Origin of the sequence: Stenotrophomonas sp. PS02301 (assembly GCF_029959485.1) — a bacterium.
Taxonomy (GTDB): Bacteria; Pseudomonadota; Gammaproteobacteria; order Xanthomonadales; family Xanthomonadaceae; genus Stenotrophomonas; species Stenotrophomonas maltophilia_Z.
On sequence record NZ_JASCOO010000049.1, the window covers coordinates 18715 to 31649 of the forward strand.

Consider the following 12935-nt stretch of genomic DNA (forward strand, 5'->3'; position numbering starts at 1 on the left):
CACGTGGCGCTCGCATGGCTGTCTCGCCCCAACTCCCCCATCCGGCCGACGCTGCGGCACTGGTCGCCAGCGGCCGCCGCGTGTTCGAGATCGAGCGCGATGCGCTGGGCGCGGTCGCCGAGCGGCTGGGCGAAGCGTTCAGCCAGGCCTGCCAGCTGGTCCTGCAGAGCAAGGGCCGCGTGGTCGCCACCGGCATGGGCAAGTCCGGCCATGTCGCCCGCAAGATCGCCGCCACCCTGGCCTCGACCGGCACCCCGGCCTTCTACGTGCACCCCGGTGAAGCCGGGCATGGCGATCTGGGCATGATCACCGAGGCCGACGTGGTGCTGGCGCTGTCCTATTCAGGTGAGTCCGATGAGCTGCTGATGCTGCTGCCGGTGCTCAAGCGCCAGGGCAACCGCCTGATCGCCATGACCGGCCGCCCGCAGTCCAGCCTGGCCACCGCCGCCGACGTTCATTTGGATGTCAGCGTGCCGGCCGAGGCCTGCCCGCTGGCGCTGGCCCCGACCTCCAGCACCACCGCCTCGTTGGCCATGGGCGACGCACTGGCCGTGGCCCTGCTCGATGCCCGCGGCTTCACCGCCGACGATTTCGCCCGTTCGCACCCGGCCGGCAGCCTGGGCCGCCGCCTGCTGCTGCACATCACCGATGTGATGCACAGCGGCGATGAACTGCCGCGCGTGGATGTCAACGCCAGCCTGAGCGAGGCCCTGGTGGAGATGAGCCGCAAGCGCCTGGGCATGACCGCCGTCGTGGATGCCGACAACCACCTGATCGGTCTGTTCACCGACGGCGATCTGCGCCGCGCCCTGGATACCGATCTGGACGTGCGCAGCGCGCGGATCGCCGATGTGATGACCCATGGCCCGCGCACCATCGGTGCCGATCAGCTCGCGGCCGAAGCGGCGCAGCTGATGGAAGCCCACAAGATCAATGGCTTGATGGTGGTCGATGCCGAAGGACATCTCGTCGGCGCGCTCAACATTCATGACCTGTTGCGGGCCCGGGTGGTTTAAACCACAGTTGCCTTCCTCCATTCAGTTGAGCTGCCCCAGACGATGCCCTACTCCCCGTTGCCCGGTTTCCCGTCCCACCTGCATGCCGCCGCCGGCCGTATCCGGCTGGCCTGCTTCGACGTGGACGGCACGCTCACCGACGGTCGGCTCTACTACGACAAGGACGGCAACGAGAGCAAGGCGTATTACGTGCAGGACGGACTCGGCCTGAAACTGCTGCAACACCACGGTATCCACCCGGTGCTGATCACCGCACGCAACAGCCAATCCGCGCTCAAGCGCGGCGCGGACCTGGGCATCGATACCCAGATCGCGGTCGGCGACAAGCTGGCCAGCGTCAAGGCACTGTGCGGTCAGCACGGCATCGGCCTGGACCAGGTGGCCTTCATGGGTGACGACCTGCCCGATCTCGGCCCGCTGTGCGCGGTCGGCCTGGCGGTTGCGCCGGCCAATGCCCACCCCTGGATCGCCGAGCGCGTGCACTGGCAGACCCGCAGTGACGGCGGCAAGGGCGCGGCGCGGGAGCTGTGCGACGTGCTGCTGGCCGCGCAGGGCCATGTGGATGCGGTGCTGGCGAGGTTCGGCGCATGAACGTACGTACCGCCATCGGGGGCCTGCTGCTGGTCGCCGCACTGTTGACCGGCTGGCTGGCCCTGCACCATCGCGACAAGGCCCCCGCGGCCGAAGGCGAGGATGCCACCAAGGATTACGTGCTGCATGATTTCCAGATCGTGGCGTTGGACGAACAGGGCAAGGAATCCACCACCCTGCGCGCCCCGCTGCTGGAGCGTGCGCGCAGCGATGAAACGATGACCCTGACCACACCGGTGTTCCTGCTGCCCGACCAGGACGGCAATCACTGGGAAATGCGTGGCGACAGCGGCTGGGTCAGCGCCAAGGGTGACCAGCTCAAGCTCATCGGCAACGTCAGCGGCGACAGCCCCAAGGTCGCCGGTGCACCACCCACCACCTTCCGCACCGATCACCTGGACGTGTTCCCGAAAGAGAACCGTGCCAAGACCGATGCCCGGGTCACCATGACCCGCCCGGGCCTGTCGCAGACAGGGGTCGGCTTCGAAGCCGACATGAAAACCCGGCAGTACAAACTCCTTTCACAGGTCAAGACCCGCTATGAACCGAACGCTGCCCGCTAAGCTCGCGCTGCTCGCCCTGCTGCTGCCCGGCATGGCGCTGGCCAAGTCATCCGACCGCAACCAGCCGATGAATCTGGAATCCAACAGCAACGACTGCAACCTGACCGATGATGCGGGCAAGTGCACGTTCACCGGCAACGTGGTGATCACCCAGGGCACCCTGGTGATCCACGCCGCCAACGCCGATCTGTTCCGCAAGAACGGCGATATCGAACGCGTCGTGCTGACCGGCAAGCAGGCCACGCTGGAACAGGAAATGGATGACGGCTCCAAGATGAATGCCTGGGCCGACAACATGGATTACAACGTCAACAGCGAAGTGATCATCCTCACCGGCAACTACAAGGTCGAGTCGCCGCGCGGCACCAACAGCGGCCAGAAGATGACCTACAACACGCGCACCGGCAACATGCAGAGCGGTGGTGACGGCACGCGCGTGCGCACGGTGATCCAGCCCAAGGCCAAGGGCGCAGCACCGGCCACCCCGGCCGCCAAGCCGGCGGCGCCTGCGGCCAAGCCCGCCGCCGGGAGCAAGAAGTAATGCTCGTCGCCAAAGGCCTGCGCAAGCGCTACAAGCAGCGTGAAGTCGTCAAGGATTTCGGGCTGACCCTGGAGGCCGGTGAAGTGGTCGGCCTGCTCGGCCCCAACGGAGCCGGCAAGACCACCTGCTTCTACATGATCGTCGGCCTGGTCGAGACCGATGCGGGCAGCATCGTGCTGGACGGCAAGGACATCACCAGCGACCCGATGTACACCCGCGCCAAGCAGGGCGTGGGCTACCTGCCGCAGGAACCCTCGGTGTTCCGCAAGCTGACCGTGGCCGACAACCTGCGCCTGGTGCTGGAGCTGCGCGACGATCTGGACAAGGCCGGCCGCGAAAAGGAACTGGCCAGCCTGCTGGACGAACTGCAGATCAACCACGTGGCCGACCAGCTCGGTGCCAGCCTCTCCGGTGGTGAGCGCCGCCGCTGTGAAATCGCCCGCGCGCTGGCCGCCAAACCGCGCCTGATCCTGCTCGATGAACCGTTCGCCGGTGTCGACCCGATCTCGGTCGGTGAAATCCAGCGCATCGTCACCCATCTCAAGCAGCGCGGGATCGGGGTGCTGATCACCGACCACAATGTCCGCGAAACCTTGGGAATCTGCGACCGCGCGTATATCCTCAACGAGGGCAGCGTGCTGGCACAGGGCGCGCCGGACGAGATCCTGGCCAACGCCGACGTCCGCCGCGTCTACCTTGGGGAAACCTTCAAGCTCTGATCCAGCGGCCGCCGCAACGCCTTCCTTCCGTTCGGCACAGGCATGAAAGCACGGCTGCAGACATCGATGGGGCAACACCTGGTCATGACGCCGCAGCTGCGTCAGGCGATCAAGCTGTTGCAGATGTCCAGCGCCGAACTGGAGCTGGAAATCAACGAGGCGGTGGAGACCAACCCGCTGCTGGACTGGGCCGAGAACGCTGAACCGGCGCTCGAGGCCAGTCCCGGCGAGGACACGCCCCCGCCCGCCCCCACCGATACCCATGCCGATGGCGAGCATCAGGTCTCGGCGAGCGATGACTGGTCGCCCGGCGAAGGCGACTGGACCAGCGGCAGCAGTGGCGGCTCCTTCGACGATGACGACAACGGCAGCGCCGCCGAACGCGTGGCCGAGACCGAATCGTTGGCTGACCATCTGCTCTGGCAGCTGCATCTGTCGCACCTGTCGGCCCGTGACCGCAGCATCGGCGCGGCCCTGATCGATGCCTTCGAAGAAGACGGTTACCTGCGCGAGCCCTTGGCGACCATCGCCGAGACCCTGCGCCCGGCCATCCAGGCCGACGAGGCTGAAATCCTCACCGTGCTGCACCAGATCCAGCGCTTCGACCCGGTCGGGGTCGGTGCGCGCTCCCTGGGCGAATGCCTGGACCTGCAGTTGCTGGTACTGCCCGCGCAGACCCCGGGACTGGCGCTGGCCCGGCGCATCGCCGATGGCCCGCTGGAGCGCCTGCCTCGCAGCGGTGTGGCCGGCATCGCCCACGAGCTGCGCGAGCCACTGGCCGAGGTCGAGGTCGCGGTGCAGCTGCTGCGCTCGCTGGACCCGCGCCCGGGCGCCCAGATCGGCGAGCTCTCCCACGACAGCTATGTGGTGCCCGACTGCGTGGTCTGGCGCCAGAACGGCGTCTGGCGTGCCGCCCTGGCCGGCCATGCCGGGCCCAAGGTTGTCATCCACCGCGGCTACGAGCAGCTGATCCGCCGCTGCGGGGAGGCCGACGCCGGCTACATGCGCGCCCACCTGCAGGAAGCACGCTGGCTGCTCAAGGGCCTGGAGGCCCGCGGCGAGACCCTGCTGCGGGTGATGCGCTGCCTGCTCGACCAGCAGGCCGCCTTCCTGGAGTTCGGCGAACAGGCGCTGCGCCCACTGACCCTGCGTGAAGTGGCCGGTGAGCTCGGCCTGCACGAATCCACCATTTCACGCGCGATCGCCCGCAAGTACGTGCGCACCCCGCGCGGCACCCTGCCGCTGCGCGCGTTCTTCGCCTCCGGCATCGATACCGACAGCGGCGGCGAAGCCTCCAGCACCGCCATCCAGGCGATGCTGCGCCGGCTGATCGACGACGAGAACCCGCGCAAGCCGCTTTCTGACGCCAAGCTGGCTGACCTGCTCAAAACCTCGGGAATACCGGTGGCGCGACGCACCGTGGCGAAGTATCGTGAAGCCATGAACATTTCCGCCTCGCACGAAAGGGTAAGAATCGTCTGACGCTCCACCGCGCCCGGCGGGAAGGTTCATTGGCACATCCGAACAAAGGAGAAACCCGATGCACATCGAGACGTTTGGCAAGGACCACCTTGAGATCACCCCGGCTCTGAACGAGTACGTGGAGACCAAGCTGGAACGGCTGAGGAAGCACTTCGACCAGCACTGCGAGGTTCGCGTGCAACTGTCGATCCGCAAGCCGGAGCACCATGCCGATGCGAGTGTGAATGTTCCCGGGCAGACTCTGCACGCGGACGCCAGCGGCCCCACCATGTATGCCGCGATCGACATCCTGGCCGACAAGCTCGACCGCCTGGTCATCAAGCACAAAGAGAAAAAGCAGCAGCACGCACCGCAACCGCTGCCGGTGGGCGACAATGAGGGCTGATGCCCTCGTTTCCACCCCGACATGCCTCTGACTGATCTTCTGGCGGCCGTCCGCACGCAAGTGCTGCCGGCCGCCGATCGCGACAGCGTGCTGAAGGCCGCAGCCCGTCTGCTGGCCTGCCGCGAAGCCAACGCCGAGCTGCTGTACCAGAACCTGTGCCAGCGCGAGACGCTGGGCAGCACCGCCATCGGCCACGGCATCGCCATTCCGCACGGTCGTGCCCCCCTGCTTGAACGCCCCCGCGGCGCCCTGCTGCGGCTGGAATCGCCGGTGGAATTCGGCGGCGATGAACCGGTCGACCTGGTTTTCGCGATTGCCGTCCCTGCGCACTACACCCATCAACACCTGATGCTGCTCTCCGAGCTGGCTGAGCTGTTCTCCGAGCCGGCCATCCGCCAGGCGCTGCGCGAAGCGCGCGACGGCGACGCGTTGCGTCGGGTCATCGAATTCCCCCCGCCGGCGAGTGCCGCATGAATACCAGCATCACCGCGCGCGAACTGTTCGAACAGCAGCGTGACCGCCTGAGCCTGCGCTGGGTCGCCGGCCAGCAGGGCGAGCGCCGTGAGCTGGAGGCCGGCAACAAGGTCTCTCGCCGCCCCTCGCTGGCCGGCTACCTCAACGCGATCTACCCCAACAAAGTGCAGATCCTGGGGACGGAGGAACTGTCCTGGCTGGACTCGCTGGACTCACGCCAGCGCTGGGAGACCATCGAGCGGATCATGCAGTCCCATCCGCTGGCGCTGGTGATCACCCGCAACCAGTCCTGCCCGGAAGACCTGCGCGCCGCCGCGGACGAATCGCAGACCCCGCTGTGGATTTCACCCAAACGCGGCCACGAACTGCTCAACCACCTGTCCTACCACCTGGCGCGCACGCTGGCGCCGCGGGTGATCCTGCATGGCGTATTCATGGAGATCTATTCCATCGGCGTGCTGATCACCGGGGAAGCCGGCTCGGGCAAGAGCGAGCTGGCGCTGGAGCTGCTCAGCCGTGGCCACCGCCTGGTCGCCGACGATGCCCCCGAGTTCACCCAGATCGCCCCGGACGTGCTCGACGGCACCTGCCCGGAGCTGCTGCAGGACCTGCTGGAAGTCCGCGGCCTGGGCGTGCTCAACGTGCGCGAGATGTTCGGTGACACGGCGGTAAAGAAGAACAAGTACCTTCGGCTGATCGTCCACCTGACCAAGCCGATGACCGAACCCACCCCCTACGGCTATGAACGCCTGACCGGCGACTCGGGTACCCGCCACGTGCTGGACCTGGATGTGCCGCTGATCACCCTGCCGGTGATGCCCGGCCGCAACCTGGCCGTGCTGACCGAAGCCGCCACGCGCCTGCACATCCTGCGGACCAAGGGCATCGACCCGGCCGCGATGTTCATCGCCCGCCACAGCAATATGTTGGAACGCCGCACGCCATGACCACACCCGCCCCCGCCTCCGCCCCGACCGCCGCCACCCTGATCATCGTCAGTGGCCTGTCCGGGTCCGGCAAGACGGTCGCGCTGAAGACCTTCGAAGATCTCGATTACTACTGCTCGGACAATCTGCCGATCGACCTGCTGCCGGATTTCGTGCGCAGCCTGCTCGGTGATCCGGGCCGCGAGGCCCCGCGCCGGCTGGCGGTCGGCATCGACGTGCGCGCGCAGAGTGACCTGACCCAGCTCTCGCACTGGCGCGAAGATGCCAAGGCGGCCGGCCTGGATGCGCAGCTGCTGTTCTTCGATGCCACCGATGAAACCCTGCTCAAGCGCTACGCCGACACCCGCCGCCGGCATCCGCTGAGCCAGCTCGGGCTGTCGCTGCCCGAAGCGATCGCCCGCGAGCGCGAACTCACCGCGCCGCTGCGCGCCGCCGCCGATGCGGTGATCGACACCAGCCACCTCAACGTGCACCAGCTGCGCCGCAAGGTGGTGACCGAGTTCGCGCTGGCCCACGGCAACAAGCTCTCGCTGCTGTTCGAATCGTTCGCCTACAAGCGCGGCGTGCCGGCCGAAGCGGACTTCGTGTTCGACGTGCGCGTGCTGCCCAATCCGCATTGGGACCCGGAGCTGCGCCCGCTGTCCGGCCGCGATGCCGGCGTGCGCGAGCACCTGGACGAACAGCCCGATGTGCAGCGCTACGCCGGCCAGCTGGTCGATTTCCTGGATACCTGGCTGCCGCGGCTGGGCAATGACACCCGCAGCTATGTGACCGTCGCCTTCGGCTGCACCGGCGGCAAGCACCGCTCGGTGTACATGGCCGAGCGCATGGCCCGCCATGCCCGTGACCAGGGCTGGCCGGAAGTGGCCACTTTCCACCGCGAACTGGACTGAAAACGGCACTGCCGGCGGCGGCCGGCATCGACACGCTGAACCGCGGAACACAGCAGTCTTTCACGCGTGCTATCGCCAATTCATGTTGACCTGTTAACGTTCGGGAATGACCTGTGGCATTCTCCTCGTAACTCATCCCGGTGTCGGCACGGCCCTGCTGGACGTGGCGACCCGTCTGCTGCGGCACCTGCCGCTGAAGACCGAAGCTTTCGAAGTACCGTTCGACGCAGATATGGACGTCCTGCTCCCGCTCGCCTCGGCCGCTTTGCGCCGGGTGGACAGTGGCCAGGGCGTGCTGATCCTGACCGACCTGTACGGCGCCAGCCCCAGCAATCTGGCCGGGCAACTGGCTCGTCTGGGCACCCCGGCACGCCGGGTTTCGGCGCTGAGCCTGCCGATGTTGATGCGGGTGATGAATTATCCGGAACAGGGACTGGATCAACTGCCTGCCACAGCCGCGGCAGGCACTCGCAATGGAGCGATTGTCGACGATGCTTGAACGTGAACTCACTGTTTCCAACCGCCTGGGCCTGCATGCCCGCGCCACTGCCAAGCTGGTGCAGGAGCTGGCGCCCTTCCGCTGCAACGTGACCATGGCCGCCAAAGGCCGTGAGATCAATGCCAAGAGCATCATGGGCGTCATGCTGCTGGCCGCCGGCCAGGGCACCCCGGTCACCGTGCGCATCGAGGGCGAAGACGAAGTCGCCGCGATGGACGCGGTGGTCGCCCTGTTCGAGCGGCGTTTCGACGAGGACAACTGAGCATGGGGGGGCAGCCGCGATCGGGATCCTCCGCACCGGCCCGGACCGCGTCCGGGGCGATGCTGTTGTCCGGCCACGGTGCCTCGCGCGGTAACGCCCTGGGCCGTGCCCGGGTGCGCCTGCCGCATGCCCTGGAAGTGGCCGAGCAGCGCATTGCGCCGGCCAAGATCGAGGCTGAGCTGGAGCGCCTGCACGTGGCCGTGGAAGCGGCCCGTGGCGAAATGCACGAGCTGCGCCAGCGCCTGCATGGCGCGCTCAACCAGGAGGTCGGCGAATTCCTCGATCTGCATGCCCTGCTGCTCGATGACCCCGAGCTGCTGTTCGGCCTGGACGAACTGATCCGCAGTGGCCCGTACAGCGCCGGCTACGCCTTGCGCGTGCAGCGCGACCGCCTGGCCAAGGTCTTCGATGGCATGGACGATGCCTACCTGAAGAGCCGCATGGACGATCTGGACCATGTGATCGGGCGCATCCATGCCTTCCTGCAGAAGCGCCCGCCGGACGTCAAAGGCATGGCCGGCGAGATCCTGATCTGCGACAACATCGCCCCCTCCGAGCTGGCCCAGCTGCAGGCCCACGGTGTGGTCGGCATCGTCACCGCCGGGGGCAGCGCGCTCTCGCACAGCGCGATCCTGGCGCGCAGCCTGCACCTGCCGTTGATCGTCAACGTCCCGAACGTGCTGCAGAAGGTCGCCGATGGCGACGTGCTGATCATGGACGGCAGCGATGGCACGGTCACCATCAACCCCCAGGCACAGGACCTGCGCGACTACCGCGTGCGCCTGCGCGAGCACGCGCGCGAGCAGCGTGAACTCGGGCGCCTGCGCACCAAACCCAGCCGCACCCGCGACAACGTCGATATCGCCCTGCTCGCCAATGCCGAGTCCAGCGAAGACGTCACCCAGGCGCATGCGCTGGGCGCGCACGGGCTGGGCCTGTACCGCACCGAATTCCTGTTCCTGCAGCGCAACGAGCTGCCGGACGAGCAGGAGCAGTTCGAAACCTACCGCGATGCCGCCCTCGGCATGAGCGGGCGGCCGGTCACCATCCGCACCCTGGATCTGGGCGCGGACAAGGCCGACCGCACCGGGCTGACCCTGAGCAACGAAGAAAACCCGGCGCTGGGCCTGCGTGGCGTGCGCCTGTCGCTGGCGCGGCCGAAGGTGGCCGACACCCAGCTGCGCGCGATCCTGCGCGCCTCGGCCTACGGCAAGCTGCGCATCCTGATCCCGATGGTGAGCACCCGCGAGGAAATCCTTGCGGTCCGCCGGCGCCTGGCCAGGCAGGCCGAACTGCTGCGCGCGGAAGGCCACGAAGTGGCCGAGCACATCCCGTTCGGCGCGATGATCGAAGTGCCGGCCGCCGCGATCGCGCTGGAGAGTTTCATCGATCTGGTCGACTTCCTCTCGATCGGCACCAACGATCTGGTCCAGTACCTGCTCGCCGCCGACCGCAACAACGAGGCGGTCGGCGAGCTGTACTCGCCGCTGCACCCGGCGGTAGTGCGCCTGCTCGCGCACATCCTGCGCACCGGCCAGGCGTACAACATTCCGGTGGCGGTCTGCGGCGAGATCGCCGGCGACCCGTTGATGACCCGCCTGCTGCTGGCCCTGGGCCTGACGGAATTCAGCCTGCACCCCGGCACCCTGCTGGAAGTGCGCCGCGCGGTGCGCGAGAGCGATCTGTCGGTGCTGCAGGCAATGGCGCCCAAGCTGCTGCAGGCACGCGACCGCCGCGGTATCGAACGCTGGATCGAGAAGGCGAGCCTGGCGACGGCATGACGGTTGCCATCGCCTACGGTGATGGCCTACCGGATTGACATGTAAGCGCGCGATAATGACGCGGTGACCACCGCCCATGCCGCATCCTCTACCGGATAGCGGCCTTTTCTTTTTCCGCAGGAGCTGCGCATGGCCGAAGCCGTACGCCACGACAAGACGGCGCGCCAGCTGCGGCTGTTGTCCGATGCACTGGACAGCGGGCGGTTGGGTCCGGTCCGTCGATTGGTCAACACCCTGGCGCCGGCGGAAATCGGCAACCTGCTCGAATCGCTGCCCCCGGGCAAGCGCGAGATTGTCTGGGGCCTGGTCGATCCGGAAGACGACGGCGAGGTGCTGGTCCACGTCGGCGAGGAAGTGCGCGAAAGCCTGCTGGCCGACATGGACCCGGACGAGATCATCGCCGCGGTCGAAGACCTGGACATCGATGACCTTGCCGATCTGGTCGAAGACCTGCCGGACACGGTCATCGATGAAGTGCTCAAGTCGATGGACCGCGAGAACCGCGAGCGGCTCGAGCAGGTGCTGTCGTATCCCGAGGACAGCGCCGGCCGCCTGATGAACCCGGACGTGGTGACCGTGCGCGCCGACGTCAATGTCGATGTGGTGCTGCGCTACCTGCGCCTGCGCGGCGAACTGCCCGACCACACCGATCACCTGTTCGTGGTCAGCCGCCGCCATCAGTACCTGGGCCGCCTGTCGCTGGCCGCGTTGGTGACGCACGAAGACAACACCCCGATCAACCGCCTGATCGATGACGAGCAGCCGGCGATCGATGTCGGCGAGAGCGCCGATGAAGTCGCGCGCCAGTTCTCCGATCATGACTGGGTCTCCGCCCCGGTGGTGGACGACAACAACATCCTGCTCGGCCGCATCACCATCGATGACGTGGTCGACATCATCCGGTCGCAGGCCGAGCACCAGGCGCTGGGCGCCGCCGGCCTGGACGAAGAAGAAGATCTGTTCTCGCCGATCAAGCGCGCCGTGCGCGGCCGCGTGGTCTGGCTGGGCATCAACCTGTGCACCGCGTTCCTGGCGGCCAGCGTGATCGGCCAGTTCGAGCTGACCCTGCAGAAAGTGGTGGCGCTGGCCGTGCTGATGCCGATCGTGGCCGGCGTGGGCGGCAATGCCGCCGTGCAGGTGCTGACCCTGATGGTGCGTGGCATCGCGCTGGGCCAGGTCGGCCAGAGCAACGCACGCATCCTGCTGTGGAAGGAATCGCGGGTCGCGCTGATCAACGGCACCCTGATCGGCACCGTGGTCGGCATCATCGCCTACCTCTGGTTCCACAGCTTCCTGCTCTCGCTGGTGATCACGATGGCGCTGATCATCAACTTCTGCGCGGCTGCCCTGGCCGGCGTCCTGCTGCCGCTGCTGCTCAAGCGCATGAACGTGGATCCGGCCGTGGCCGGCACCGTAGTGGTGACCGCTGTCACCGACGTCATGGGCTTCTTCAGCTTCCTCGGCCTGGCCAGCCTGATCCTCCTGCACTGACCCTGGACCCCGCATGGCCCTGACCCTCGACAACTATTTCCAGCCCGGCTGGCGCGACGCGACGTATACCTGCGCCGCCTGCGAATGGCAGGGCAGCGCGCGGCAGATGCCGATGGAACTGCACGAAGACGAAGCGCAGTTCGACTGCCCGCAGTGCGAGAACCCGATCCTGCTGGTGGCCCACCCCAGCCTGGCGCAGGTGCAGGCGGCCGCCGCCGACGGTCACCCCGAGGCGATCGAACAGCTGGACATCCTCGCCGCGGCACCGCGCCCGCACTGATGCACTGCAAGATGCTCCGGCGCACAACCGGGCCTAGACTGAAAACGATTTCAATCAGGGCACGACAATGGCACGACGCTGGGGTGGATGGCTGCTGTGGGCGGTGGCGATGATGACGGTGGCCGGCTGTGCGAGCACCCCGGCTGGCTCCGGTGGCCAGTTCGTCGGCCGTGCGGTGAAAGTGGATGGGCAGACCGCGTATTACCAGGTATTCGTGCCGCGCAACGCCGCCGCCTCACGCGGCGAACTGCCGGTGGTGCTGTTCCTGCATGGCTCCGGTGAGCGTGGCCGCGACGGCCGCCGCCAGACCCAGGCCGGGCTGGGGCCGTACCTGCGCCAGCACGCCTCCACCTTCCCCGCGCTGGTCGTGTTGCCGCAGACGCCGGATGACCAGGAGTGGTCCGGCGAGAACAACCGCATCGCGCTGGCCGCACTGGATGCCGCGATTGCCGAGTTTGGTGCCGACCCGCAGCGCCAATACCTGACCGGGATGTCGATGGGCGGCTACGGCAGCTGGAACATCGCGCTGGACGCGCCACAGCGCTTCGCCGCGATCGTGCCGGTCTGCGGCGCGGTGCTGTCCCCACACCAGAGCCGCCCGGACCTGCAGGTGGAGGCCGTGGCCGGCCAGAGCGATCCGTACGCCGCCATTGCCCAGCGCCTGCGCGACGTCCCGATCTGGATGTTCCATGGCGCGCTGGACGACGTGGTGCCGCCGGACGACGACCGCAAGCTGCACGCCGCGTTCCAGCAGGCCGGCGCGAAGGATGTGCGTTACACCGAGTACCCCGAAGGAAACCACAACGCCTGGGACGCCACCTATGCCGATGCGGCGATGTGGGCGTGGCTGTTCGCGCAGAAGCGATGATGGGCATTTTCGGTAGTGCCGGCCGCTGGCCGGCTCTGCAGAAATCCTCGCAGCTTCAGGTAGTGCCGGCCGCTGGCCGGCTCTGCAACATTCCGTCATCGCGCCATGCTGTTCGTGATCGCAGACGCTCCGTGGAGCCGGCC

At 67.4% G+C, this 12935-nt stretch carries 16 protein-coding genes; all 16 read left to right on the forward strand.

The features are described 5' to 3' along the window. The first annotated feature begins 14 nt into the window (after positions 1-14). The 16 genes from QMX81_RS12820 to QMX81_RS12895 all read left to right on the forward strand — a co-directional run bounded on the left by QMX81_RS12820 (position 15) and on the right by QMX81_RS12895 (position 12792). Complete coding sequence (locus tag QMX81_RS12820) at positions 15-1016, forward strand: KpsF/GutQ family sugar-phosphate isomerase (protein WP_121043154.1); 1002 nt, start codon at positions 15-17, stop codon at positions 1014-1016. 42 nt (positions 1017-1058) lie between these two features. Then, the gene (locus QMX81_RS12825; protein ID WP_152153542.1) at positions 1059-1607 is read left to right on the forward strand and encodes an HAD hydrolase family protein; all 549 of its coding nucleotides are present in this window, start codon (positions 1059-1061) and stop codon (positions 1605-1607) included. Then, a complete protein-coding gene (gene lptC, locus QMX81_RS12830) occupies positions 1604-2170 on the forward strand; it encodes an LPS export ABC transporter periplasmic protein LptC (RefSeq protein WP_121043149.1) in 567 nt (188 codons plus the stop codon). The genes QMX81_RS12825 and lptC overlap by 4 nt, the downstream gene beginning before the upstream one ends. Then, on the forward strand, positions 2148-2711 hold the full coding sequence (lptA, locus tag QMX81_RS12835) for a lipopolysaccharide transport periplasmic protein LptA (protein ID WP_121043147.1): 564 nt from the start codon (positions 2148-2150) through the stop codon (positions 2709-2711). The genes lptC and lptA overlap by 23 nt, the downstream gene beginning before the upstream one ends. Next, the gene (lptB, locus tag QMX81_RS12840) at positions 2711-3430 is read left to right on the forward strand and encodes an LPS export ABC transporter ATP-binding protein (protein WP_121043145.1); all 720 of its coding nucleotides are present in this window, start codon (positions 2711-2713) and stop codon (positions 3428-3430) included. The genes lptA and lptB overlap by 1 nt, the downstream gene beginning before the upstream one ends. 42 nt (positions 3431-3472) lie before the next feature. Further along, complete coding sequence (locus QMX81_RS12845; RefSeq protein WP_121043143.1) at positions 3473-4912, forward strand: RNA polymerase factor sigma-54; 1440 nt, start codon at positions 3473-3475, stop codon at positions 4910-4912. Positions 4913-4970: 58 nt separating this feature from the next. After that, entirely contained in the window at positions 4971-5297 is a 327-nt protein-coding gene (gene raiA / locus QMX81_RS12850; protein WP_046274055.1) for a ribosome-associated translation inhibitor RaiA, read from the forward strand. A gap of 21 nt (positions 5298-5318) precedes the next feature. Continuing rightward, positions 5319-5771: a PTS sugar transporter subunit IIA gene (locus QMX81_RS12855; protein WP_088432825.1), complete on the forward strand. Its 453-nt coding sequence runs from the start codon at positions 5319-5321 to the stop codon at positions 5769-5771. Further along, complete coding sequence (hprK, locus tag QMX81_RS12860) at positions 5768-6718, forward strand: HPr(Ser) kinase/phosphatase (protein WP_019185403.1); 951 nt, start codon at positions 5768-5770, stop codon at positions 6716-6718. The genes QMX81_RS12855 and hprK overlap by 4 nt, the downstream gene beginning before the upstream one ends. Continuing rightward, complete coding sequence (gene rapZ / locus QMX81_RS12865) at positions 6715-7611, forward strand: RNase adapter RapZ (protein ID WP_183073811.1); 897 nt, start codon at positions 6715-6717, stop codon at positions 7609-7611. Before hprK ends, rapZ begins: the two co-directional genes overlap by 4 nt. Before the next feature lie 106 nt (positions 7612-7717). After that, positions 7718-8110, forward strand: a complete 393-nt coding sequence (locus QMX81_RS12870; protein WP_019185401.1) for a PTS sugar transporter subunit IIA — start codon at positions 7718-7720, stop codon at positions 8108-8110. After that, positions 8103-8372, forward strand: coding sequence for an HPr family phosphocarrier protein (locus tag QMX81_RS12875; protein WP_121043139.1), 270 nt, complete (start codon positions 8103-8105; stop codon positions 8370-8372). The genes QMX81_RS12870 and QMX81_RS12875 overlap by 8 nt, the downstream gene beginning before the upstream one ends. Before the next feature lie 59 nt (positions 8373-8431). Next, entirely contained in the window at positions 8432-10153 is a 1722-nt protein-coding gene (gene ptsP, locus QMX81_RS12880) for a phosphoenolpyruvate--protein phosphotransferase (protein ID WP_282262016.1), read from the forward strand. A gap of 129 nt (positions 10154-10282) precedes the next feature. After that, positions 10283-11644: a magnesium transporter gene (mgtE, locus tag QMX81_RS12885; protein WP_088432828.1), complete on the forward strand. Its 1362-nt coding sequence runs from the start codon at positions 10283-10285 to the stop codon at positions 11642-11644. A 13-nt stretch (positions 11645-11657) separates the two neighbouring features. Beyond that, positions 11658-11924: a hypothetical protein gene (locus QMX81_RS12890; RefSeq protein ID WP_282262018.1), complete on the forward strand. Its 267-nt coding sequence runs from the start codon at positions 11658-11660 to the stop codon at positions 11922-11924. Between the two features lie 67 nt (positions 11925-11991). Next, positions 11992-12792 (forward strand): prolyl oligopeptidase family serine peptidase, encoded by an 801-nt coding sequence (locus QMX81_RS12895; protein ID WP_282262019.1) that lies wholly within the window; start codon positions 11992-11994, stop codon positions 12790-12792. Positions 12793-12935 lie beyond the last annotated feature (143 nt).

What these genes read in the sequence shown, in the direction of transcription:
- QMX81_RS12890 (WP_282262018.1), top strand. Translation starts at nt 11,658, where the DNA reads ATGGCCCTGACCCTCGACAACTATTTCCAGCCCGGCTGGCGCGACGCG.
- hprK (WP_019185403.1), top strand. Translation starts at nt 5,768, where the DNA reads ATGAATACCAGCATCACCGCGCGCGAACTGTTCGAACAGCAGCGTGAC.
- QMX81_RS12855 (WP_088432825.1), top strand. Translation starts at nt 5,319, where the DNA reads ATGCCTCTGACTGATCTTCTGGCGGCCGTCCGCACGCAAGTGCTGCCG.
- mgtE (WP_088432828.1), top strand. Translation starts at nt 10,283, where the DNA reads ATGGCCGAAGCCGTACGCCACGACAAGACGGCGCGCCAGCTGCGGCTG.
- lptC (WP_121043149.1), top strand. Translation starts at nt 1,604, where the DNA reads ATGAACGTACGTACCGCCATCGGGGGCCTGCTGCTGGTCGCCGCACTG.
- QMX81_RS12870 (WP_019185401.1), top strand. Translation starts at nt 7,718, where the DNA reads ATGACCTGTGGCATTCTCCTCGTAACTCATCCCGGTGTCGGCACGGCC.
- lptA (WP_121043147.1), top strand. Translation starts at nt 2,148, where the DNA reads ATGAACCGAACGCTGCCCGCTAAGCTCGCGCTGCTCGCCCTGCTGCTG.
- QMX81_RS12825 (WP_152153542.1), top strand. Translation starts at nt 1,059, where the DNA reads ATGCCCTACTCCCCGTTGCCCGGTTTCCCGTCCCACCTGCATGCCGCC.
- raiA (WP_046274055.1), top strand. Translation starts at nt 4,971, where the DNA reads ATGCACATCGAGACGTTTGGCAAGGACCACCTTGAGATCACCCCGGCT.
- QMX81_RS12845 (WP_121043143.1), top strand. Translation starts at nt 3,473, where the DNA reads ATGAAAGCACGGCTGCAGACATCGATGGGGCAACACCTGGTCATGACG.
- QMX81_RS12820 (WP_121043154.1), top strand. Translation starts at nt 15, where the DNA reads ATGGCTGTCTCGCCCCAACTCCCCCATCCGGCCGACGCTGCGGCACTG.
- QMX81_RS12875 (WP_121043139.1), top strand. Translation starts at nt 8,103, where the DNA reads ATGCTTGAACGTGAACTCACTGTTTCCAACCGCCTGGGCCTGCATGCC.
- rapZ (WP_183073811.1), top strand. Translation starts at nt 6,715, where the DNA reads ATGACCACACCCGCCCCCGCCTCCGCCCCGACCGCCGCCACCCTGATC.
- ptsP (WP_282262016.1), top strand. Translation starts at nt 8,432, where the DNA reads ATGCTGTTGTCCGGCCACGGTGCCTCGCGCGGTAACGCCCTGGGCCGT.
- lptB (WP_121043145.1), top strand. Translation starts at nt 2,711, where the DNA reads ATGCTCGTCGCCAAAGGCCTGCGCAAGCGCTACAAGCAGCGTGAAGTC.
- QMX81_RS12895 (WP_282262019.1), top strand. Translation starts at nt 11,992, where the DNA reads ATGGCACGACGCTGGGGTGGATGGCTGCTGTGGGCGGTGGCGATGATG.